19 protein-coding genes and 1 pseudogene are annotated in these 22,708 nt (G+C 44.7%); 10 read left to right on the forward strand and 10 right to left on the reverse strand.

Features of this window, described 5'->3' with window-relative positions; genetic code table 11:
- Positions 1–403 precede the first annotated feature (403 nt).
- From WBG78_RS29030 to WBG78_RS29040, 3 genes and pseudogenes are all read right to left on the reverse strand, one after another.
- Positions 404–2,659 carry a TonB-dependent receptor gene (locus WBG78_RS29030; RefSeq protein ID WP_337330045.1) on the reverse strand — a complete coding sequence of 752 codons (2,256 nt, stop codon included), beginning with the start codon at positions 2,657–2,659 and terminating at the stop codon, positions 404–406.
- A 212-nt stretch (positions 2,660–2,871) separates the two neighbouring features.
- Positions 2,872–4,167: a tetratricopeptide repeat protein gene (locus tag WBG78_RS29035; protein ID WP_337330046.1), complete on the reverse strand. Its 1,296-nt coding sequence runs from the start codon at positions 4,165–4,167 to the stop codon at positions 2,872–2,874.
- A gap of 59 nt (positions 4,168–4,226) precedes the next feature.
- Positions 4,227–5,444: pseudogene (locus tag WBG78_RS29040) on the reverse strand (DUF4331 family protein).
- 237 nt (positions 5,445–5,681) lie between these two features.
- Between WBG78_RS29040 and WBG78_RS29045 the strand changes: the two are divergent.
- From WBG78_RS29045 to WBG78_RS29065, 5 genes are all read left to right on the forward strand, one after another.
- Complete coding sequence (locus WBG78_RS29045; protein WP_337330047.1) at positions 5,682–6,170, forward strand: hypothetical protein; 489 nt, start codon at positions 5,682–5,684, stop codon at positions 6,168–6,170.
- A gap of 166 nt (positions 6,171–6,336) precedes the next feature.
- Positions 6,337–6,828 carry a hypothetical protein gene (locus WBG78_RS29050; protein ID WP_337330048.1) on the forward strand — a complete coding sequence of 164 codons (492 nt, stop codon included), beginning with the start codon at positions 6,337–6,339 and terminating at the stop codon, positions 6,826–6,828.
- Positions 6,829–7,143: 315 nt separating this feature from the next.
- A complete protein-coding gene (locus WBG78_RS29055) occupies positions 7,144–8,490 on the forward strand; it encodes a flavin monoamine oxidase family protein (RefSeq protein ID WP_337330049.1) in 1,347 nt (448 codons plus the stop codon).
- 132 nt (positions 8,491–8,622) lie between these two features.
- Positions 8,623–8,964, forward strand: coding sequence for a PadR family transcriptional regulator (locus WBG78_RS29060; protein WP_337330050.1), 342 nt, complete (start codon positions 8,623–8,625; stop codon positions 8,962–8,964).
- Positions 8,961–11,606, forward strand: coding sequence for an ABC transporter permease (locus WBG78_RS29065; protein WP_337330051.1), 2,646 nt, complete (start codon positions 8,961–8,963; stop codon positions 11,604–11,606). Before WBG78_RS29060 ends, WBG78_RS29065 begins: the two co-directional genes overlap by 4 nt.
- A 25-nt stretch (positions 11,607–11,631) precedes the next feature.
- On the opposite strand, the gene WBG78_RS29070 is transcribed toward WBG78_RS29065, so the two are convergent.
- Both WBG78_RS29070 and WBG78_RS29075 read right to left on the reverse strand, forming a co-directional pair.
- On the reverse strand, positions 11,632–12,897 hold the full coding sequence (locus WBG78_RS29070; RefSeq protein ID WP_337330052.1) for a beta-galactosidase trimerization domain-containing protein: 1,266 nt from the start codon (positions 12,895–12,897) through the stop codon (positions 11,632–11,634).
- Complete coding sequence (locus WBG78_RS29075; protein WP_337330053.1) at positions 12,894–13,838, reverse strand: hypothetical protein; 945 nt, start codon at positions 13,836–13,838, stop codon at positions 12,894–12,896. The genes WBG78_RS29070 and WBG78_RS29075 overlap by 4 nt, the downstream gene beginning before the upstream one ends.
- Before the next feature lie 240 nt (positions 13,839–14,078).
- On the opposite strand from WBG78_RS29075, the gene WBG78_RS29080 reads away from it, so the two are divergent.
- The gene (locus WBG78_RS29080) at positions 14,079–15,197 is read left to right on the forward strand and encodes a WG repeat-containing protein (RefSeq protein ID WP_337330054.1); all 1,119 of its coding nucleotides are present in this window, start codon (positions 14,079–14,081) and stop codon (positions 15,195–15,197) included.
- A 63-nt stretch (positions 15,198–15,260) separates the two neighbouring features.
- Here the strand turns inward: WBG78_RS29080 and WBG78_RS29085 are convergent, their stop codons facing one another.
- Together WBG78_RS29085 and WBG78_RS29090 are read right to left on the reverse strand one after the other, a co-directional pair.
- On the reverse strand, positions 15,261–15,485 hold the full coding sequence (locus tag WBG78_RS29085; protein WP_337330055.1) for a CDGSH iron-sulfur domain-containing protein: 225 nt from the start codon (positions 15,483–15,485) through the stop codon (positions 15,261–15,263).
- A 247-nt stretch (positions 15,486–15,732) separates the two neighbouring features.
- Entirely contained in the window at positions 15,733–16,698 is a 966-nt protein-coding gene (locus WBG78_RS29090; RefSeq protein ID WP_337330056.1) for a helix-turn-helix domain-containing protein, read from the reverse strand.
- Between the two features lie 100 nt (positions 16,699–16,798).
- Between WBG78_RS29090 and WBG78_RS29095 the strand changes: the two genes are divergently transcribed.
- From WBG78_RS29095 to WBG78_RS29110, 4 genes are read left to right on the forward strand one after another with little or no spacing between them, the layout of a single operon-like run.
- Positions 16,799–17,662: an NAD(P)H-binding protein gene (locus tag WBG78_RS29095; RefSeq protein WP_337330057.1), complete on the forward strand. Its 864-nt coding sequence runs from the start codon at positions 16,799–16,801 to the stop codon at positions 17,660–17,662.
- A gap of 4 nt (positions 17,663–17,666) precedes the next feature.
- Complete coding sequence (locus WBG78_RS29100) at positions 17,667–18,101, forward strand: DUF6640 family protein (protein ID WP_337330058.1); 435 nt, start codon at positions 17,667–17,669, stop codon at positions 18,099–18,101.
- A gap of 48 nt (positions 18,102–18,149) precedes the next feature.
- A complete protein-coding gene (locus WBG78_RS29105; protein WP_337330059.1) occupies positions 18,150–18,656 on the forward strand; it encodes a cupin domain-containing protein in 507 nt (168 codons plus the stop codon).
- 11 nt (positions 18,657–18,667) lie between these two features.
- Positions 18,668–19,474: an alpha/beta fold hydrolase gene (locus WBG78_RS29110; RefSeq protein WP_337330060.1), complete on the forward strand. Its 807-nt coding sequence runs from the start codon at positions 18,668–18,670 to the stop codon at positions 19,472–19,474.
- A gap of 43 nt (positions 19,475–19,517) precedes the next feature.
- On the opposite strand, the gene WBG78_RS29115 is transcribed toward WBG78_RS29110, so the two are convergent.
- The 3 genes from WBG78_RS29115 to WBG78_RS29125 form a co-directional block, all read right to left on the reverse strand.
- Positions 19,518–20,705 carry a hypothetical protein gene (locus WBG78_RS29115; RefSeq protein WP_337330061.1) on the reverse strand — a complete coding sequence of 396 codons (1,188 nt, stop codon included), beginning with the start codon at positions 20,703–20,705 and terminating at the stop codon, positions 19,518–19,520.
- Positions 20,706–20,997: 292 nt separating this feature from the next.
- A complete protein-coding gene (locus WBG78_RS29120) occupies positions 20,998–21,771 on the reverse strand; it encodes a hypothetical protein (protein ID WP_337330062.1) in 774 nt (257 codons plus the stop codon).
- A 79-nt stretch (positions 21,772–21,850) separates the two neighbouring features.
- Positions 21,851–22,501, reverse strand: coding sequence for an NADPH-dependent F420 reductase (locus tag WBG78_RS29125; protein ID WP_337330063.1), 651 nt, complete (start codon positions 22,499–22,501; stop codon positions 21,851–21,853).
- Positions 22,502–22,708 lie beyond the last annotated feature (207 nt).

Here is a 22,708-nt window from a genome sequence, read left to right on the forward strand (position 1 = left end):
GCCTGCTTCCGTTTTGGTTCAACGAAACAAAATTCATCGAGCCAAACTATATTTACAAACTGTCAAAATTCCCGGCCACATTCAGGAGGATCAGCCAGGTTCTGGTCCGCTAGTGAAGACGAATTCCTGATACTCGATGCCCGTAACGTGCGACAGATTTCATCACTCTCTCTCAACAAGACCGGGCTGTATCAATCACCTTCAGTAAAACAACAGATCCCTGAACAAGATCAATGGAAAGGAACCTTTGTTAGCGAGTGTAACACCATCCCCGGATGGATGGCTTAAATATGAAAAATGGTTTTGGGATGACAAGTCATCTTATAAAAAGTGGAAAAAAACAAAAGCTGTCAGGTGATGATTTGGTCTGGATTGGCAAGTGTTAAGTCAATCGATCTGATCGCTAAAAAAAGAAAGTCCAGCTTGCTTTAGCAAAGAATGGTGTGCCTGGAGTGAAATGAATTTCTTCAACAGGTTGAATCTCATTCTTTAGACGGCTTTCAGTATCAAACTGAGTTTCTTTCCATTTTCTATTCAGTACATTTTGAATAGAAATACCGAATGTTGACTTCTTCAAAGCATAGTTAAGTTGAGCATCCAGAATAAAATATCCTTTTGCTACAACGGTATTGTCTTCATTAGCCGGGCGATCAGCCATGTACCGATAACGTAAACTTCCACTAAAACCTTTTGCTCCCGAGTAAGTCAGTCCACCAGTTGTTGTCAATACAGGTGCCAATGGCAAATAGTTGGCACCCGATGGCTCACCAATCGCTCGTGGTCTGGTCGTATTGAAGTCTACATCTGCATATAGTGATTTGGCTATTTGATAACGGATAGATACATCAATTCCCTGCCTTCTGGTTTTTCCACTTGGTTCAACGATACCTTCATCTCCCACGTACACGAACTCCTGAGCAAGCCAGAGATACCAGGCCGACGCGTTCACCAACATATTCTGAACAGGCTTAAATATTATTCCCAAATCGGAGCCATAAGCTGCAGGAAGTATCTGTTTGCCTCCTTCGGCAATAACAACTCTTGTGTCGTTGGAATGAAAACTCTTCCCGGTATTAAAATAAAATTGCGTTCCGGAATTTAAAGTGTAGTAGAAATTAAGTTTAGGGGATACAATGTGTGCACTGGCTTTGAGCGTTGTCGCTGGGATTTGTATCAGATCTTCGTATTGATTACTAAAGTAATCCAGTCGAAGGCCCGCATTAACGCTAAGATGATCACTTAGCTCTATTAGTTCATCAATATAAAATCCAAGGTTAGCTTCATTTATGTTTCCGAATTTGTTACGTTCAAGAGTAGTGTTCCGATTAACAGTATGGGACAACTCCGTGTGTCGGGTAAGATCCTGACGATAGTTTATGCCATAGGTGGATACGAGTTCTTTACCGAACAGCGTACCCTGATTAGTAAAGCTCCCATTATACCCAAACAGGTGTCTCCTTTCTTTTTGCCTGATCTGATCGCCATTAATCGAGTCATGAAGAAAGAATGTAAAATTGGAGTACAACTGGAAATCATAATTGGTATAGTAGAGCTGATTCTTTATCACATTGTTCTTCTTGTCCAATGTTACAAATTGAGTATTAATATTGGTGCGCCCCGTCTCGCCACCTTCTGTCGGATCGATCGATCCAAACCAGCCAATTGAACCGGATGCTACGGCTCGATCAGGTATCTGCCCTGAATGATTCCATTTGCTCCAGAACGTACTTGCAGTAAATGTAAGGCTAGTGTTGTGGGAGATTTTGCCGTTGTACTTTCCGATCAGGTTAAGCCGCTTGAAATGTTGTGGATTATCAAAATAGGAATTTGAATAGCTATATTCTGAAGCGATGTAAGCAGACTGATTCTTAACTCTCAGCGATTTGCTCAATAAATTTATTGCACCCGCGAGTCGATACGTATCAAATTGTCCAACCTCAAACTTGACAAGATTTTGATCAAGCGTATTTCGTATGCGAAAGTCTATCCACCCGGCGGTAGTTTGATTACCCTTATCCGAACGATATGGCCCTTTCTTAAAATCTACACCTTGTATTAATTCTGGAATTACAAAGTGAAGATCCGCGTACCCCTGACCATGTGCGTGCGACACCATGTTAACAGGCATACCATCAACTGAGATTTTAATATCAGTGCCGTGATCGAGATCGAACCCTCTCAGGAAAATTTGCTCCGCCTTGCCACCACCAGCATGTTGTCCAATAAACAAGCCGGGTACCATACGCAGTATCTCTTGCGAATTATTTATAGGACGGAGATTGACGTCGACTGCGGTTATCAGTTGCTGATCGTTGGCTGTAGGCGCAGTCACTACCACCTCATCTAATTGCACATCAGATTCCTGAAGCTCAAAATTCTGTGTCAATTGATCTCCGGGCCGTACTTGTATGATCCCTTTTACACTTTGAAATCCTACATAGGAGATTTCGATGGTATAGGTACCCGGTTTAATGTTAACAAATTGATAAAAACCCAATTCATTTGTCGATGTATTCTTTGAGGACTCTAACAAAATTAAAGTTGCGCCGTGAACCGGTGTTTTCGATGCATCAGTAATCGTTCCGGCAAGGCTTCCAGTCTGGCATATCCCAAGCCGTGTGGTTAGGACAAGAATCGAGAAAAGAAGGTTGAATTTCATGAAAGGACAGCAAGCGCGCAAAATTAGAAGGATAGCTTTTCTATGCTAGTTAAAATGAGTATTGTTTGTTAGCGGTTGAAACTAATCTCCCAGTTTCAGCGTGATCACAATTGAGTCTCAGGTTGTCAAAGAATCCGGGGCCTTTTATATTCGCGTGTGTGCTGATGAAAACTTTCCATCAATAAATGTTAAGGCAGGCAAGTGAGATCAAATTAGTTCAATTGTTTTTCAATCTGACTTGCGATTTTCGGCCCTAGTTCAAACGCACTTTGTGCGGCTTCTTCAAAATAGCGCCGCGCCTGGCCTTTGTTTCCATTTGCACTATAGATCACACCCAGGTGATAGAAGGCGTCCGGTTCGTATGTTTTTCCTTCAATGTGTTGCTGAGCAATGGCCAGCGCTTCTTCCATATTCCCATTCTGCATATGACCCCATGCCAGCAGGTCGTACGACTGAGGTGTGGGTCGATTTTCGATTTCCTTGTGAGCAATTTCAATGGCGCGTTTTGCGTTTGATAGTTCTTCAGCTTCGACGCGCGCTAAGTATTTGTTATACATGTCTCCGTATTTGGGATCAGCTGCTTCTTTTACAAAAAGGCTTAATTGCTTTTCTTTTTCTGGTTGATCGTTTTCACAATCTGCGATCTCCGCGAGGAGCAAGTGCATGTCGGGTGTTGCTCTTTTTAATCGGATGGCATGTACAATGTGTTTCGCCTCGGCGTAGTTGTGGTCGTGAGAAAAAGCGATCCAGGCTATTCCTTTCAATGCGTAGTAATAGTCGGGGTTTTGTTTTAAAACGGCGAGGTAGTTGGCATATGCTTCTTCTATTCTGCCGGCATGTCCGTACATGTCCGCTAAATTTGATCTCGTCCACAAAGTCAGCGTCGGGTTATCTTTCACCTTGTCAAGCGCTGTCTCCATCATGACGATGGCGCTATCCAGCCGGCCTTCATGATCTTCGAGCTTTGCCTGGCGAATGATGTAAGGATGGAAATTCTTATTCCTGAATTCCTTCATGGTCATTCGTGCTGCAGCATAGTCTCCCAACTCCATGTTGACGTCAACAAGCATAAAGAGGGAAGACGCCTTTCCTTCACCTATTTCCAGAGCGGTTTCGATTTCTTTTTTTGCTTTCCGGAATTGATGTTGAGTTATGGCATTTCCAGCTAATGCGCGATGAAGGGAGGCATACTTTTGCTGTGTGTTGGCGATGATCAGATTGTATAAACTATCCGATGAATGAATATCCTCAATTCTGCCATTTAGCATAAAACGGGATGAAAGCAGTCCTGCTACTTTTGCGCGGTAGGTCTCGCTTTCAGGTACTTCTGATAATTTGGTTCTCCAGAATCTGAGTTCTTCATTACACGTTGCCCATGACTTATCGTTATCCCGGTTGAGATAAACTGCATAGTCTTCAGGTCTTATTATTTTTTCATCCTTGTGCGAACACCCTGTAAGCGAGCTTATGCCAAAGGAGAAGATGAGAAGGGAGCGGAGGTACTTCATGTTATTTTAGTATTTGATAAGGATAGACCCGGAGACTGAGTCTCCCGGGTCTCTGCTTGTTAATTCGCGTCGGCCAAATAAGGGAAGGTGCCAAGAAAGGCATGATCGTTAGCATCTACGTGGTCGTCCGTTAACGTTGGATTCGACATTGCATCAGGGCCGCCAAAGAGCAGGATAAGTTCTACTGTGATCACGTCGTCGGCTAATGCACGACCGGTAAGCACGTTCGTTCCATCATAGAATGTCGTTGGTCCTGAAAGACTAACCGTTAATACATCGGTAGCCAGTACGTTGGTAAATGCCGTTGAGCTAAGGCCGAGCAGGTTGGTGGTGTACCCGGGATTGAGTGCAAGCAATCTGGCATTGAAGCTGGCTGCGAAGTCGGCGCCCTGCAGAGAAGGGATTGTGGTATTGAATCTGTCTTTGTTCGCAGCATCAACGAATACCGTGTTAATGGCAGGACGTGCCATTTGATCTTCCTGCGTGTAGGTAACAACTGCTGCCGGATCATCACTATCATCACAAGATGATAACGATAATATGATTCCAAGAGCGACAAGCGATAATTGTTTTAATGTTGTTTTCATCTTTTCTGAATTTGGAGTTGATTAGTCCTTGCGGTTTGATGTTGCCCATGCATTGATTGATCCATTGCCCAAACTTGATTTCGGAAGTTCAATGACGACAGCCATCACATTCGTTCCTTTGAACGTGTCTGTTCCCGGATTATTAAAGCCCGTGGCTGTGCCGCCAATAATTTTCTTGAATTGATCCAGATCGAAAAAGAAGGGATCATCGCGAGGACCGGCAAACACCTGTATGCTGTTCTCAGAGCCAATTGTTGGCGTCGCGCCATACGTACTAATTGCTGCCTCTACCTTTTTGGAGTCAGACACGAGCATGCTTTGCAAGCCGGATTGTACGGGAGCAGCGGGTCCATAAACCTGCACCTTTCCATTTTCAAATGTGACTTGAATAACCAGGTCTTCGACGGCGTCCTTTGTTGAGGAGTTGTCAATGTTGATTTCCAGCATCACGTCGGAATCGAAGGTTGCTGCGCCTGTAGCTGAAGGAGCAAGTAGTCCTTGCGTATTGACCACAAACACCATGTTGCTCGTGTTCGCAGGACTCTGGAAAGCATAGAAATCAGTGATATCCGATCCTTTTCCAGTTACGGCCGGGGCATCAATATGATCCGCGGCAATCAGGTATGCACCTGAACCGATTACGACTGCACCAATGAGTGCTACCGTCGTTTTTCTTGTGAATAGTTTCATAGGAGTATTTTGTGATATCTTTGAAATACGAGGAGAGCATGACAATTGGATTTTGAAAAAAAAGATCCAGTCCCTTTAAATGAGAAAATGGTAATGCTTTGAATGTTATTGAATTTTGTGCCGTCGGCCTGCGACTGATTTCTTAGCCCTGAATCCTGCGCAGCTTATTTAGCTGAAGGCGAGACGTCACGGGCGGCCGGGGAAAGCGTGATAGGAACCTGAACACAATCTATAATAATGGCACATTACGTAGTCAATTCAACAAATTCAAGGGACTTTAGCTTGTCTAAGAACAACGTCGTCGCAGGTAACCTGAAGTATTCTAAATGGTATTCATTCGATGCGGAAATAGCGCTCGCTAATCGATCCGTTTACGTACTTGAGCCAAAAGGATTTTGGAATTCTAAAATCGAGCTGAAAAAGGACGACGAGCCAATCTTGTATTTTGAAATGGGATGGAAAGGGATAGTTATCCATTTCAACGATGGTGAAAGGAAATACTTGTTACGACTAGCAGGACTTTTGAGCAGTAAATATGTTTTAGTGGACACCGATGAGAATGAATTACTTGCGGTAAAGACCGACTTCAAATGGAGTAAAATGACTTTGGATTTCAATATTGAAACATCCAGGGAGTTTGATCGCCTGGAAAATGGTGAAGTCTTTCTGCTGACATTGATACACTGTATAAACTACTATATGGCATCTGTAAATGGTGCGATTTAATGCCCTAAACCGTTAACATAACATCGAGTTTTAGCCCTTTTAAGAACATTGAAAAAAATACTGTGTACGATTCCTGGACTGCCGCCAAGATTGGCGCTGAAGTATTGAACGTTGCTCAATGGCGGATGATGTACTGGTTTCCTGTTATACCACGACCATATGATCCATGCAGATAACCATAATTTCAATATTTTTTTCTAGCATCATTGTGAGCACATTAGCACAGGGCACTGGTAAGAATAGCATAGAAGGCACAATTGTATTTCCTGTAACTGACTCCATTCCCCAAGGTGTCATTATAATACCCATCCATCCGGATGGATTATCAAATGATGTGCGAGGACAATGGTTGTATTTTGACGCCATGAAATGGACCCAGCAGGAGCTATTGTGGGAAATTACACGATGTAAAAAGGAACGAGTGGTTGTAGAAGGCATCGATAATCAAAGGTTCTCCCTATTGTATCGCGGAATGAACGATTGTTATATTACTTACGGCAGAGTGAATTTACGGCTAGATAACGGGCCAGACGAACATGTAGATTTAAAAGAATATTCATTAAACATGTACTTTGGTGGCAGTGTACATAATATAAAGTACACAACAGCACCACGTTCTCTGGGAGTTCCAATGAGCTTTGAATGCTTAGACTGGTAGTCATTTTTCCAGTCGCTAATTTGACACTGAGTCGCGCCCTGGAAAGCGCGACTCTTTTTTCGCACTTCGTGCCAATCGCGCATGTCTCCTGACTAAATTTACATGAAAATCATGCAGCATGAGACCATCCATGCGTAACTACCACCTGGTTGCCTTATCTTGTATGACCAAAGACCACCCCCGGATTTTTGCTCCCGGAAATTCTGTAGCCTATTCATACAGTGCCTTCAGATTGACGGACGAGCTAGCCGATGTGATTTTTCGACACCCATTTCTATAGCATACGCTTCCCAACTGGAGCGTAAGAACTATTTTATGAAGAGACGAGAATTCATTCAGCGAAGCGCGTTCGCTGCCGCAGCCCTTGCAGCTCAACCTGCCTTTGCCATCGCGAAAAAGCCGAAGGTAATCGTCATCGGCGCCGGCTTCTCGGGATTGGCCGCGGCTTATGAGTTACATCAGAAGAGTTACGACTACGTTGTTCTGGAGAGCCGGAACAGGATTGGTGGAAGGGTCTTTTCACACATGCTGGATGAGCGCGAAAATTTGGTTGTCGAACTGGGTGCCGAGTGGGTTGGAGAATCGCATACACGTATCAGGCAACTATGTGAGGAAATGCGTTTGCCGCTCGATAACAATCAAATGGATACGCACCTGATCTACGCCAACCGCTATCACCGAAATGGCGAGTGGGGCTATTCCGAACAATGGAAAACCAAATTTGACCAGCTGAAGAAAGGATACAGCAGCCTGTCCGTTGCGGAAAAGAATAAGCTGGACCAGATGGATTGGTGGCGTTTTCTGAATGAAAACGGATGCGACGGGTTCGACCTGAGGATACACGAGTTGAACGATACGACCGACTTCGGCGAAACGATCCGACAGATTTCAGCTCTCGCCGCGCTAAGCGAATACGCGCTCAGCAGTGTAAAAAATGAAATGGATTTTAAGATACGTGGCGGCAATAGCATGCTGGCGAAAAAGATCGCTGAACGAATTGCCATGGAAAAGATAATACTCAATTGTACCGTCACCAAAATCGTGCAGGATCATTCAGGTGTAGCGGTGTTTTGCAGCAATGGTCAGCAGTTTAAGGCAGATAAGCTCATATGTACCATGCCGACCTTTGCGATGTCAAGGGTTGAATGGTCGCCGCTGTTGCCGGAGGAAAAGAGAGACGCCATGCACGCCTTACAGTATGCCAGGATCAACAAGAATCCAATTCTCTTTTCGACACGATTCTGGAAGGACGAAAATTTTGATCTCCTCACTGATATGCCGGCGCATTACTTTTATCATGCCACCAAAAATCAGCGATCCCAGAAGGGCGCGCTAACTTCTTACACCGTTGGCGATAAAGCGGACGTCGTTGGCAATCAATCTGACCATGAACGGTGGAGCCTCGTACAGTTGTCTTTACAGGCAGGGTTTGATTCTCTTGCTCCCTTATTTGAAAAACAGGTAAACTACAACTGGGGAGAGGACATCTTCAGCAAAGGTGCCTACGCTGTTTACAGGCCCGGACAATGGACCAGCCTTCAGAAAGTGTTGAGAAAGCATTTTATGCATACGCATTTCGCAGGCGAGCATTTAGCCGATTGGCAGGGTTTTATGGAAGGTGCAATCAATACGGGCGAGGAAGCAGCCCATGCTTTAATGTAAGTTCCAACCCGGACACTAATGTTCAAAGTCGAACGATAGATTGATCCACGACCCTTCATTTTCTTCAAATTTCGCGTGCGCGGGTTCTGGCACGGTTCTTATATTTCTACATTTAGGAAATAATTATTCCAGGTGAAAAAATATCAACTCGGCGAGTTTGAAGAGATCGTCATTCTTACAGTGGGAATACTGTACAATGATGCCTGTGGCATCTCCATCAAGAAGGAAATTGAAACCAGGTTGAAACGCAAGGTCAGCATGGGCGCGCTTCACACTGCCCTCAAACGGATGGAAGACAAAGGCTACCTGCGCTCGCGCGATGGCGAGGGCACTGAGGAGCGGGCAGGACGACCAAAAAAGTACTTTGAGATCACCGCCCTGGGTAAAAAAGCTATGGAATACTCGAAGAATACGCGCAATGAGTTGTGGAGCGCTATTCCAAAGGTCGCCCTTCAAATGAAATTTCAGGGATGAAGCCGTCTGAGAAGAGAATGCCACCAGCCATACCGTTGAAGTTTTTTCGATGGTACTGTAATCCCCAGATGAGAGATCATATCGAAGGAGATCTGATCGAATTGTACAGGGAGCGCTTAGCAGAAGGAAAATTCCTGGCCGACGTCAGGTTCATGATCGATGTCGTTCTGCTGTGCCGTTCGGGAATTATTAAGAGAGGAAGAAAACGTCAGCATATTAACACTTACGGCATGTACAAAAGTTATTTTAAAATCGGATGGAGAAACCTGGCAAAGAACAAAGGCTATTCAGTGATCAACATTGGCGGGCTCGCACTTGGTATCGCTGTGGCAATGATGATCGGACTTTGGGTTGCCGATGAATTGACCTTCAATCATTACCATGCGAACTATCCCGGTGTTGCCCAGGTGAAGAAGGAGCTAAAGTGGGAAGGTAAGACTTACACCAACACCTACCTGCAGTATCCACTGATCAACGAATTGAAGACAACCTACGGAGCGGACCTGAAATACGTCGTTCCGCAAATGGGTGGTGGTGAAACGGTATTATCCACCGCTGATAAAAAGCTCACGAAGAGAGGAACATTTATGGGAGAGGACATGATCGATATGTTCTCACTGAAAATGCGCTATGGGAACCGGGACGCGCTGAAAGACATCAATGCGATCATTGTATCGAATTCGACAGCGATCGCTCTGTTCGGTGATATCGATCCGGTAGGAAAAATAATCAAACTCAACGGCACGCGTGATGTTACTATCAATGGCGTGTACGAAGACCTTCCAAACAACTCGACGTTTCACGATCTGGATTTCGTTGGGCCATGGGCTGCCCATGAGCGGGATAATGCCTGGATGCTCAACGCGAACTGGGAAAATCATTTTTTGGCCATTTACGTGCAGGTTGGCGACGGACTAACGCTGGAACAGGCGGCGGCAAAAATCGAGCCTGCGGAATACAACGCCACCCGGAACCTGGGGTACATGAAAGAGTCGATGAAATACAATGCGCGCAACTCTCTTATTCCTATGAATGACTGGCATCTTCGTTCAAACTTTGACGACCAGGGAAAAGTTGAAGCCGGTCCTGTTGAACTCATCTGGTTCATTGGAGCAATTGGCGTGTTCGTGCTGCTGCTGGCGTGCATTAATTTCATGAATCTGAGTACGGCACGTTCTGAAAAGCGGGCAAAAGAAGTAGGGATCAGAAAATCAATTGGGTCTGTCCGGTCAGAACTCATAAAACAATTCTTCAGCGAGTCCTATCTCGTTGTAATCCTTGCATTCATTATTGCGCTGGCGATTGACTACATGTTCCTTCCCGCATTCAATCAGTTGTCCGGCAAGGAAATGACGCTGCCAATAGGCAAACCGTTGTTCTGGATGGCGTCGCTGGCGTTCCTGTTTGTAACAGGATTGATGGCAGGAAGCTATCCCGCGCTTTACCTTTCATCGTTCAATGCGGTATCTATACTTCGAAAAACGTATCGTACAGGTAAGCTCAATTCTCTGCCGCGGAAAGTTCTTGTGGTTGTTCAATTTACGGTTTCGGTAATTCTGATTGCCAGTACCGGTATCATATACAATCAACTCATGTTTGTGAAAGATCGCCCTGTTGGGTATGATCGCGAAGGATTGCTGATGATCAACAAAAACCATCGCTTTTTCGATGAGAAAGCAGATGCCATTCGCAGTGAACTTTTGAGCACTGGCGTTGTTTCTGAAGTTGCCGAGTCGGGAGGAGATGTTACTTCGGTCTGGTCGGGCAATGGAGGATTTAGCTGGGAAGGAAAAGATCCTTTGTTTGAAGCAAGCTTTGCCACACTCAACGTCGGATCTGATTTTGGGCGCGCAGTAGGTTGGAAGTTTGTTGATGGCCGGGGTTTCTCCAGGGACATCAAGAGTGACACGGGAGCATTTGTGCTAAACGAAGCTGCAGTGAAGTATATGAATATCAAAGATCCCGTAGGCAAAGTGGTTCACTGGGAGAACAACGCATGGAATTCCCACTATGACTACAAAATCGTAGGTGTCATTAAAGACATGTTGATGGACTCGCCGTTTGAAGAAGTACAGCCTACTATTTATTTCACTAAAGGTTATAAGAACGTTCTGCTTGTGCGAATCACGCCGGGCAACACATTAGTCGAAGCGCTGCCCAAAATCGAGAAGGTCTTTAATGCTATAATTCCCGACATTCCATTCTCCGCACGTTTCGCTGACACGGAATTTGCCGCCAAGTTTAAGACGGAAGAGCGTATCGGAAAACTCGCGGGCACTTTTGCATGTTTGGCGATCCTGATTAGCTGTCTTGGTCTCTTCGGGCTTGCCGCCTATGTGGCTGAGCAGCGCACGAAGGAAATTGGTATCAGAAAAGTGCTGGGTGCGACGGTTGCTGGATTGTGGGGGATGTTGTCCGGCGAGTTTATTGTCCTGGTTACAATATCCTGTGCGCTGGCTATTCCTATTTCCTGGTATATTCTTGATGAAAGCATCGATAAGTATAAATATCATACCGCTATCGGCTGGCAGATCTTTGCGTTATCGGCGGGCGGCGCTATTTTGATTACGATTGCAACGGTGAGCCTGCAGGCCGTGAAGGCTGCGCTGGCCAACCCTGTGAACAGCCTGAGATCTGAGTAGGCTGAGGTTATCATCATGGCATGGCTCAAGCAAAATCGATAGCAATTATTTCATGATCATTGATGCGTGGAACGACTAGCGAGACCATTCCGTTTTGCGTACTGTACTGTGCATCGCGTTGCTGGAACAACAGTTTTACGCTTTTTACTTTTTTTGTTGAAGATACTTTGATCGAGACTGTCGCTTCAACGGGGATCAGTTCGCGGAAAGGTCCCTTCATCATCATCGGGTTGGTGAGGTTTACCAAGTGCACAGTCATAGACTTCTCTTGCTCCCATGCCGTGACATCGATTAGTCCGGTGCCGGATACGAGCGCGACGGGCTCATCATTGAGCGCCCAGCGGACAGCATTTCGAATGAGCTTACCGTGATCGTCACTCAGAATTTGCCAAAAGGCCCGATCGATATCGCCGGGAAAGTAGACCACACGGGACTTGCCAATCTCACGCGCGTAGACGCCCCGTGATGTATTGTCAGCGTCCTTTGTCCGGGGGTATACATCTTCCATAGGAAGATCGGGATAGGTCGGAATGATAGTGACGGGACTGGGAAAATCAGACGTCGTGGTAACACGAACCTGATGGGTAGTGTTGATGATACGGAACGAATCTTCCAATCCTTTTGTGAGTGGATGGAAATTGCCGGCGGCATCCTGCCTGATCCGAAGGTAGCTGTTCTGCAACGGCCCCTCTATCTTGTTCCCAAACGTAACACCAAAAAGATCATTCAGTGCAAAGTTACTGCGTGGTTTACCCGTTTCATCATACAATGATGTTTCATAGGTAGCGACGATGCTTCCTCCGCGCATGACAAAAGCTCGCAACTTATCACACTGCGCGTCCGATAAAGCAGCAATGTTAGGAAGTATTAGTAGCTTGAAAGGACCGAGGTTTTCGGCATCGAGCAGTCGGTCATTGACCATTTCAAAAGGCATTCTGTCTTCGATCAGAGCATGGTACATTCCATAGGCATGATCTTTAAAGTTCTTCTGCCAATTATGGGTACCATAGTTTTGCTCCGTTGCTTCCGAGTACACCAGCCCAACCGTTGCCAGGGATGCCGTATTCCTGAGATATTTTTCATTTTGGTAGCAACGCCCGTAAAGCGCGGCGACGCCATCCATCCACCTTTTATCAAAGATCGTTGCACCGAATTTCACAAAAGCAGGACGCAATCCATTTGCAATGCCTTCCGCTACCCAAACGGCGATCTCGGCGTCTGTCTGAACGGAATCTTTCCATCGATAGGATTCTTCGACGCCGACACTGAACAAACCCACTTGTGGTTTCATACCCATTGTGGCGCGAAGTTCTTTCGCATGTTTGGCATTTGCCCATGGTGGAATGTATCAGCTCCTCGCCTGTTGATCAGCAATGAAAAAATCGGATTGTTTGCCGGTGATGAGTTTATCGGGAAAGCCATTGGGAATAAATCGCGAGCTGGATTTTTTTTTCTGATCTCTCCATCCCAGAGGAACCAGAGTTCTTTCAAACGCCCAGTCCGCCACACGCGGTACTTTACATAGGCGGAGTCATTTAGATCGCCGGCCGGCATAGCTGTACTGAGCGCATTGTGCGTCGATTTTGGAAGATCAAGTCCTCCGGAAAATGTTCTGAAGCTGCTTTGGCAATGTTCACAGTAACAAATGCCGTGACCACTCCAGCGATTAGAAAAAATTCCATCGGGTTGAAAGCGATCCATGATTTCGGCGTTGACACGCGTCATAAAATCGAAATTGTAAGGACCTAACGCACAGGTTACCCATAGCTCTGGGTTGGCCCAATGGCGTCTTTTCATTCCATCGACGCTTACCGCGATCCACTCTGGATGGGCATCATAAACTTCCTGTCGGGCAGCGTGTGGATCTGTCCTCAACAGAATCGACATATTCATTTTACGACAGCCGTTTACGAGATACCCGACCAGATCAGTATTGCCCAGGTAGTCGCTGCGATGGTGCAGCGGAATATTGGTTGGGTAAAATGCAACGACACCTCCCGCCGACAACAATGCGCCATCGGCGTGAATGCGTTTAAAATAGTTTAGCCAAAAATCAGGGTCGCACTGACCAGGATCATTTTCAACAAAAGCGAGTTGTGCCCATCGCATGGTTTTATCGTACCACGCTGGCGCAGGCGTTGACTGATACATTTGACCAAATGCGTTGAACTGATTGGCTGCCATCATGCCTCCGATAGCGCCTGCTATTTTTATAAAATTTCTCCGCTGCATAGTCAGTCTCTTTTGTATTAAAATTGTTTGTCAACTCCGACGTTGACGAGCAAAACCATTTCACCGTTGAGCATATTGAACGATCCGAGAACGGCCACGCCCTTCATTTCCATTTCTGCTACGCTAACCTTTTTAATTCCATCGAATATAGCGAACGACGAAGCTAAAAACGAAATGGTGTAAGAGCGAACAGTAATCTATCCAAAAACCTAACTTTCAATCCATCAATCATTAATCGTCATGAAGATGTTCACAGTTGGCATCATTTCCGTAGTCGTCTTATTATTCATCGGGGCGGGATTTGCACTTTTCAGGAACAAGTCGGCGGAAGAAATTCAGGAAGATGAATTGTTCGTCGCGGAAGACTTTCCCAATGGGCTTTACCCGATCCGGGTAAAAGGAAAGTGGGGATATATGAACAGCAAAAAAGAAATTGTCATTGACTGCAAATTTGACATGGCAGACGATTTCAATGAGGGCATTGCAATTGTTGAAAGAGAGATTAGGGACAAGGAAAATCCGAATGGCAGATTATTTAAAGGGTTGATTGACGAGAAAGGGTTGATGATAACGGATTTTAAGTATGATCGTGCTTATCCATTTTCGGATGAGCTGGCCCATGTTATGAAAGACGGAAAGCATGGGTACGTAGATAAAACAGGAAAGGAAGTAATTCCTTTGCAATACGAAGATGCCGCGATGTTTTCTGAAGGATTAGCTTGTGTAAAAGTCAATGGCAAAAATGGCTTTATCAATAAACAGGGGAAAATGGTTATCGCTCCTCTTTATGAACGGACTTGCAACGTTTCCACTTTCTCCGATGGATTGGCTCCTGTTTATACGACGTATGAAGATGGCCCCGCCGGTTATATAGACGCTGCCGGCAATATGGTAATACCTCCCAGATACGAATTCGTAGATAAATTTTCTGAAGGGCTTGCTATGGTCAGGCCACTCGACAGTAATGCGTACGGATATATCGATAAAAAAGGAGAATGGATAATTGAACCTCAGTTCGATATGAGCCTCGGCTTTTATGAGGGTGTTGCAACTGTAAGAGAAAAAAACACCAATGGTCCTAAATCATTTGGAATTATCGACAAGACAGGGAAGAAGATAGCTCAACAGATGAAGTACGACTTTGTTGGAATTTTTAAAGAGGGATTAGCTGCATTTGAATCCCGGGATCATACCTGGGGATATATAGATCGCTCGGGGAAGGAAGTTATTTCCGCCGGGTATGCTTCTCCGAATTTCTTTAAAAATGGTTTGGCGAGAATGGAAACAGGAAGCCTTTTTACCAAACTGAAAATTATTTACATCGATAAGAATGGACGAGTTGTCTGGAAGGAAAAATAATACCACCAGGATATCCCCAACGATCTATTCCGATTTTAATGATAAGACGATTTTTTTGATTAGTTACACCTTCTTCGGGGGCAAGTCAAACGCTTTGGCGTCATGTTCAAAATGTTCCTTGTGAGAAGCATCACAAAATGGTTTGTTGGCCGACCGACCGCAGCGACAAAGAGAAACAATCGTTCTGCCCTGAAGTCCATATGCATTTCCGTCTTTGTCCAAAATTTCAAAGTCGCCCTCTACTTTAATAGATCCATTACTGTTGATGATAAGTTTTGTCGCTGCCATGAGATTTAAATTCGGAGTAAAGGTAACAATCCTGATCGTATATAATGATTACACCAATGATTTCGCGGAATCTCTACCTTAAACCCACTTTGATGCTCTTCGCACTCTATCCTCGCAGGTCATCATTTACCACATTGGTTGCGATTAAAGTTCGGCAGGTTGCGCACCCTCTCGGAATAGTATACCCGATGACTTAACTAGTCGCAAGGATTATTTTTTTACTCGATAACTCCGGTTACTTTACGAATTAGATCTTCGAGTACTTTTTCGGCTTGATTCCTGTGTGGGCTTCAAAAACCCGCGTAAAGTGACTGAGGTTGCTGAACCCAAGGGCGTAGCCCACTTCTGACACCGACATCCCCTTATGTTTAAGGAAGTATGCGGCTTCTTTCATTCTGACAGCTTGAAAATACTGAAACACATTTTGTCCATACACCTGTTTAAATAAACGCTTCAATTTCGATAGGCTCATATTGGCAAATGCGGCAAGCTCATCCTGCGTTGGTGGGTTGGCGAGATCTTTAAGCAGCCGCTCACGGGCAGCGTAGATGTTTTTTGCATCTTCGGAGTTAATCGACTGGATGGTAGTTCTCTCCTGCCGTTGAGTCAATTCCATAAGTAAGTAACATACTATCTCTTCCGACTTCACCTGATAAAAAAACTGATGCAGTGATTTTTCCACCCTGGTCGCGATCAGTTCAGCGAAAATCTGCTCTAGTTTCAGGGAAACAAATTGTTCGAAGAGGAGAGGCTGCTTGTTTTCAATGATGTTCTTAAGTAATGCATTATCTATATCAGGCCCGAGCAACTGCCTGACATAAGATGCGTCTACATTGAGCTTGAGTGTATTGAAACTGATATTGCCGGGTATATATACATCAGAATCGAGTCCTTGTGTTGCAATGACCACCGACGGCAATTGCCGTGGCCCGATATTTTGATGATTGGAATTCTCTGATTCCTTTATGATATTCTGAAATGTGATGGCAATCATGTTGGTCGCCGAACTGTAATCACTTCTCTTTATCTCAACATCTTCTTTGAATTCGTAATTACGTATGATCAGTCGTATACGATGATCCAATAAATAACCGAATACATAGCCCTTTCCATACTTACCTGGAATATTAACTCTACCACCTTCCACTTTCGATCCTATCGCGGAAGCGAATGCTGTTAGAAAGTGTTCATTTTTCGTTTCCCTGACCTTCATGAATTGTGAACGTTTACGACTATTAGTTTGACTAACATAGCTATTTAAGGCTTTAAAGTCCACATACCTTTGAGATATCAAGTTCAAAGAAAAATCCAACATGATATTTATCACAGGTGCAACAGGAAGTATTGGCAGCGAACTTTGTCAGCTATTAGCAGCAGAAAAAACAGAGGCACGTGCTATGTGCCGCAAACAGGAACAATTGCTCCGACTTAAGGATATGGGGCATGAGGCGATACTGGCAAATTTCGATCAGCCGGATTCTCTTCAGCGGGCGATGCAAGGATGCGACAAACTATTCTTACTAACTGCTCCAGACGAAAGGCATTTTGAACGTGAAAGAACAATTATCGATATCGCTATTGAATCGGGTATCAAACAGATTGTGCGCGTATCTACAGGTGACGCTAATCTGAGTTCCAGGTTAGCTTACGCAAGGTCACACGCAGAAATCGATCATTATTTGAGAACGCGTCCTGTTAACTGGACCATTCTTCGTCCTACAGGGTTTATGCAAAACTTTATTGGGAGTAGCTTTGCGATCTCGAAGGGAAGTTTACCTCACATGATGCATGAAGGGCAGATCAGCTATATCGACCTGCGGGATATTGCACTCGTAGCGAAATGTGTCTTAACAGATGAAAAGCATCACCGGGCTATTTATTATCTCACAGGAGCTGAATCGTTAACAGTTCGTGCGGTTGCCGAATTGCTTACTGCTGGATTAGATAAGGAAGTAGAAGCGAGTACTATCACAGAAGCAGAGATGCGAAAAATCCTTTCGTACAGTGGTATGTCTGCATGGCATAAAGATGCGCTGATTGAACAGTTCATTATCGGATCGAATGGTTGTGAGATAGATGTGACTGAAGAAGTACAACGTATTACCGGAAAGCTTCCGCGCAGCTTCACCCAATTTGTTAATGATTATAAAGAACAGTTTTTAACACCTCATCACTAAGGATATGAAAACGATCTCCATCGGTAAAATGTTAATAACGCTGGTAGGCCTGATGACCGCATTTGGTTCTTATGCTTTTGACTGGAACAACACGCACATTTTTAACGACAACTGGCCGCCGCACGCTAAATTCCACAATGCACAGACGATGGTACTGGGCACATTGCTTGGACTGTTTACAATCTGGCTGCTTTGGTTTAGGAAGGGGGAGCAAAGGACAAACTTAAAGCTGGCAGTTACAACAGCTTTATTCTACTGGATAGGACAAATCGGAGCAAGTATGTTTCCGGGAACAGCCCTGCTTGATCCGGAGTTTACACATCCCGGGCAACTACCAGCACAACTTATCGTATGCGTGGTGATCTTTGGCTTATTGGGGATAGCCTTTGTTTTGGAGACGAAGAAATTAAATAGTAACACAGCTCATAGAAACAGATAATAAGACCTGCCGGGGCATAGTTTTTGCGAGCGGTCGATTAAAAAGAAGATGGATAATCTGCCGGTTACTATTGAATCATTGGAGTCTAACGGGGGCGCACGAACGGTGACAAAAGCAATCTTCCCTCCTGGAGCAAAATCAGTTCCTCATGTTCATACCGCATATGAGGAAAGATTTAAGGTGTTGCAGGGCGAGTTGACAGTAATAAAAAATGGAATAGAGTATGTAGTCAACACGGGTGAATATTCTCCAACAATTCAAAAGGGCGAAAGACATAGTTACATCAATAAATCCCGGCAAGCTGTTACTGTGGACATAATTCTCCAACCCGGCCACGAAGGCTGTGAAGTGTCTAATCGGTTATTTGTCGCCCTTGCCAAACAAAACAGGCTCTACCTTTTTTCTAAAACATATTCGTTGTTTATGGTCATGTTTTACGAAGTCACAAATACCATTCCCGTAGGAATTACAGGTGTGATGTATTCGGTTTTAAAATGGCTTTATGGCAAGAAGAAGATGGAAGTATATAAGGCCCGGTTAATGAATTTGGTTTAAGCACAAGAGGTATGGAAAAGGTAGAATCGGCAGACGGTACTGCTATTGCATATACGAAAACAGGAAGTGGTCCTGCTCTCGTCGTAGTGGATGGAGCATTTTGTTACTCCTCGTATGGCCCGGCATCGGAACTTGCAAAACTTCTGAAGGATAGATTTACCGTGTACTGTTATGATCGAAGAGGAAGAGGGGAAAGCGGGAATGTGTTGCCTTATAGTATTGACAAGGAAGTAGATGATTTGAAAGCGCTCATTCAAATAACCGGCGAGAATCCATTTGTTTTAGGAAATTCCTCGGGAGGAGCGCTCGTCATTGAAGCACTTGCCAAGGGTGTTGTAGTTAATAAGGCAGCCGTTTTTGAGCCACCCTATGTTATTCGGCATCAATCGCAGGCATCTTTCCGGGAAGCCCATCAAAGGCTAGCGAAACTCATAGCTATGCAAAAGAGATCAGAGGCGTTAAAATACTTTTTTACGGAGATCATGGAGATGCCGGGGATTATGGTGATGTTTCTTAAGTTGTTTCAAAACAAAAGCTGGAAAAAAAATGAAGCTGTTGCGCATACGCTTGTGTACGACACTGCGCTGATGGAAGACCAGGAAGTGTTAAATGTCATCAATACAGTTTCTCAAACGCCAGTGCTGGTACTCGGAGGAACGAAATCGCCTCCCCGGATGCAGAGCGCCGTCCGACAGCTCGCTGACAGGATCACACATGGAACACTGCAAATGCTGGACGACCAAAGTCATAACGTATCCATGAATGTCTTAGCACCTCAGGTATCTTCATTTTTTCTTCCGGATCGAAACAGCGATTGAACCAGGGTGTACTGAGTATAGCAGGTGAAACAGGTCACCACTTTTAATCCAGGGGAAACCAATCAAAATCACCTGAATCCCACCTTACATAGAATTTCACTAAAGTCCGGTTGTGATCTTCAAGGTCTGCCTGTTCGGTTATAAGATACCTGCAGTCGAGGTGCACTATTCTGCCATCGGGTCTTGCAGCAAGGTTGCCCACCTGAGGTGATGCAGTGCCCAATGTTTCGAGAAAAAAAGATGAGTTAACCTTCCAGGTACCTTCCAAAAAACGACGGTCCAGGTGTCTACGAACAACCCCGTCGCGGAAGCCGCAAAAATCGCTGGCGTTTGGATCCGGATCGGCTGCCAGGAATTCGGACATACCGTAATACTCACCTGATTGCTGGAATTGATAAAGCTCGTTCGGCCAATTAAAATAGGCCTGAAACGCCAGTTTGTGTTTATTCTCTTCACGACAATTAGGAGTGTATGCCGATTCCCCATCCGTGCAACATCCTTGTATGAGCTGACTCTTCAGACCCCATATTCTTTCGCGGCTATTAAAAAAAGTGAGCTTGCTCGCGTCAAAGGGATCAGAAATATAAGACATGCCCCATACCCAGTATTCTCCAATGCTGTTAACAAGTCCGCAGCCGTCGAAAACAGCTATCGCAGATTTCGAGATATAAGCGGGTACTTTAACCTGGCCTAATGATTCGCCTTTTATATCGTATGGAATAAACCTGAGTTCAAATCGGATGTCCGTGAGAGAAGCCTCTGATGTGAGAGAAGATTCCAACGCCTGAGCCATGCGGCCTTCGATAAGACCTTCCTGTTCTATCCCGACAAGAATAACAGATACGGTATCATTGGTGGCAATTTCCGATACCTCCGGCACGTCATAATAAAATGATGCATCGGACGAACCAACATGTATCTGCACATATACGCCTGCTACGTTTTTGGTTGTGTCCTCATGCAGAAATTTTACAGGTACCCGAAATTTGTCTACGAGGACCAGAGTATCCTCAATGGAAGTTTTTAACGGACTGCCTACGGGCCCTTCTGGAATTGTGCCGAGTATTTTTGTCGCATTCGAAAAACGGAGATGGTTAGCAATGGTATCTGCGGTTGCCGAACCAGTGTCCTGTATGGGATCCTTAGGTATGGAATCAGCTTGCTCACATGCAGACATGTAAATTCCCCCAAGCACGAAAACGCAAATTGCAGTTAAGCATTGATGAGTCATAACGTAAAAGTTTAGAGGTATGAAACTATTGTCAACAAGACGGGCAAATGGTAACACACGGCACAACGGCGATGCGCAATTGCCTGACGAAGGATAAAATTACAGCGGATGATTAGCCTGGGATAGAATAAAATTTACCTCGATGGGTCTTGTGGCTCTTCAAGCCTCATCACAAAAAAAAGCCTCAGATTTTAATCTGAGGCTTTTCCATTTCTGATTAGCTCGTCTGTAGCGTAGTTCAATCCGGCTTACAAAGCTTCCCGGCTGAGTGACAATCGAAACGAACATTCCATCAGATATCATCTACCTTTCCGCCATTTTCTTTTTTCTTTTTGAGCTCACCCTTTGTAACTTTTAAATCTTTGAAGTATCCGATTGTTCCAATATCAACATACAATCCAACTCCGCCTACCTTATTCTTGCCTAACATTTTGTCTACAATAAAGGAAGAGTATTTCAAGTCATTAATGAACATTTCAGCTGTTTCGCCATTCACTTCAATTCTCATTTTAATCCATTCGTTCAAAGCAACCGGAGCTGAACCTTCATACGAGCCCGGTGGGTAGGACTTTCTTAGCGTGTCAAATTTTGCGTGAGGATATGAGATGTATTGAACCGCATGATTTCTGAACATCTGACTATTTGCTCTGCCGACTTTGGGTCTCACGTAAATACCTTCAAATGCAGAGTCGTCTTCCTTGATCCTGAAATAGACTCCGATGAAGCCAGCTACGCCTGGATAGGGTGGTGGATCCTGAATCTGACTGTACATCTTCACTTCGATGGTGCCGTTCTCAAAGTCTTGCAGGCCGACCAGTCTGGCATAGTGAGGTTCGTCAACGGTTCCTTGAATGTTGTTGACATCAAATGGAATAGCTTTCAGGTCTCTTTCAATTTTTAGTACTTTCTTTCCCCCGAACTTCACGACGGAACCCGTAACATTATGAAGTTCGAAGGTTTTCTTGTTGAGAGTCAGTTTTTGCTTTTGCCCATGCACACACATGGTTGTGAACACCATGCAAATAGTTGTGAGCATCAGAAGGGACATATGGATCGCTCTTTTCATGTACAAATAAGTTTAAGGATTCTTTGTTGTTTAAGAGTCCTTGGTTTTAAGAGTTCTTGGTTTTGGAGGCAATCTGACCTTAAGCAGGTTGCTTTAGTTCAGCTTTGGTAACGGCTTTGCCCAGCGCACCGTATTCATGCAGCTCGCCAAAAACTTCCATCCTGATGGATTGGTCGATACCGCCGATGTTAACTGGTTCAAATCCGCTGTCTTTGATCAATGTTTCGATAGTGTTGTTCACACTTTTGTCATCGGCAGCATAGAACAATACCTTTCCTGGCTTTTTAAATGCCTCTCCGGCGAGCGATGCAGCGCCTAATGAGCCAAGTGCCTTAACAAGTGTTGCACCATCAGGCAGTAAGCCTTTAAGGATTTGTCCGGCAGACTCGTCAGCACCAATGACCTTCTTAAATCCGCCGTTGCCGTCGGGTGCAATTGGATTTGAGGGATCAATGACAATCTTACCTTTCAGTTCATTCGGATATTGTTTAAACAATTCCTGAATCGTGTTGAACCAGACTGATAAGATGACAATGCCCGCGTCTTTAATTGCTGACTTCACGTCAGTCGCCGTGGCAAGATTGCCGAGTTCTGAGGCGAATGCTTTTGCATCTTCAATTTTGCGACTTGCTACGATTACTTCACGACCACCGCTAACGAGGTTTGAGGCAACCACCTTTCCGATATTTCCCAGGCCGATTACGGCTACTTTTGATTTGTTTGTTGACATATGCTTTTTCATTTTGTTGATGATACAAAGCAACATCAATCCACCAGGCGTTACCAATGACCTGGATTAAGAAAAAGTATTGATCTAGTTTAAGATTTGTCTGGTTTAAGATTGTCATGTTTAAGAATGAACCAGACTAATGATTGATGTGGTCTAAGGCTTGTCGCCCTTAGCCATCCGGCTGCGGATCCTGCTTAGGAATTCAGG

The organism is Chryseolinea sp. T2 (genome assembly GCF_037203685.1).
Taxonomy (GTDB): domain Bacteria; phylum Bacteroidota; class Bacteroidia; order Cytophagales; family Cyclobacteriaceae; genus Chryseolinea.

Excerpts from the sequence above, each read along its gene's own strand:
- WBG78_RS29030 (WP_337330045.1), bottom strand. The coding sequence starts at position 2,659 with ATGAAATTCAACCTTCTTTTCTCGATTCTTGTCCTAACCACACGGCTT.
- WBG78_RS29035 (WP_337330046.1), bottom strand. The coding sequence starts at position 4,167 with ATGAAGTACCTCCGCTCCCTTCTCATCTTCTCCTTTGGCATAAGCTCG.
- WBG78_RS29045 (WP_337330047.1), top strand. The coding sequence starts at position 5,682 with ATGGCACATTACGTAGTCAATTCAACAAATTCAAGGGACTTTAGCTTG.
- WBG78_RS29050 (WP_337330048.1), top strand. The coding sequence starts at position 6,337 with ATGCAGATAACCATAATTTCAATATTTTTTTCTAGCATCATTGTGAGC.
- WBG78_RS29055 (WP_337330049.1), top strand. The coding sequence starts at position 7,144 with ATGAAGAGACGAGAATTCATTCAGCGAAGCGCGTTCGCTGCCGCAGCC.
- WBG78_RS29065 (WP_337330051.1), top strand. The coding sequence starts at position 8,961 with ATGAAGCCGTCTGAGAAGAGAATGCCACCAGCCATACCGTTGAAGTTT.
- WBG78_RS29070 (WP_337330052.1), bottom strand. The coding sequence starts at position 12,897 with ATGAAACCACAAGTGGGTTTGTTCAGTGTCGGCGTCGAAGAATCCTAT.
- WBG78_RS29075 (WP_337330053.1), bottom strand. The coding sequence starts at position 13,838 with ATGCAGCGGAGAAATTTTATAAAAATAGCAGGCGCTATCGGAGGCATG.
- WBG78_RS29080 (WP_337330054.1), top strand. The coding sequence starts at position 14,079 with ATGAAGATGTTCACAGTTGGCATCATTTCCGTAGTCGTCTTATTATTC.
- WBG78_RS29085 (WP_337330055.1), bottom strand. The coding sequence starts at position 15,485 with ATGGCAGCGACAAAACTTATCATCAACAGTAATGGATCTATTAAAGTA.
- WBG78_RS29090 (WP_337330056.1), bottom strand. The coding sequence starts at position 16,698 with ATGAAGGTCAGGGAAACGAAAAATGAACACTTTCTAACAGCATTCGCT.
- WBG78_RS29095 (WP_337330057.1), top strand. The coding sequence starts at position 16,799 with ATGATATTTATCACAGGTGCAACAGGAAGTATTGGCAGCGAACTTTGT.
- WBG78_RS29100 (WP_337330058.1), top strand. The coding sequence starts at position 17,667 with ATGAAAACGATCTCCATCGGTAAAATGTTAATAACGCTGGTAGGCCTG.
- WBG78_RS29105 (WP_337330059.1), top strand. The coding sequence starts at position 18,150 with ATGGATAATCTGCCGGTTACTATTGAATCATTGGAGTCTAACGGGGGC.
- WBG78_RS29110 (WP_337330060.1), top strand. The coding sequence starts at position 18,668 with ATGGAAAAGGTAGAATCGGCAGACGGTACTGCTATTGCATATACGAAA.
- WBG78_RS29115 (WP_337330061.1), bottom strand. The coding sequence starts at position 20,705 with ATGACTCATCAATGCTTAACTGCAATTTGCGTTTTCGTGCTTGGGGGA.
- WBG78_RS29120 (WP_337330062.1), bottom strand. The coding sequence starts at position 21,771 with ATGAAAAGAGCGATCCATATGTCCCTTCTGATGCTCACAACTATTTGC.
- WBG78_RS29125 (WP_337330063.1), bottom strand. The coding sequence starts at position 22,501 with ATGTCAACAAACAAATCAAAAGTAGCCGTAATCGGCCTGGGAAATATC.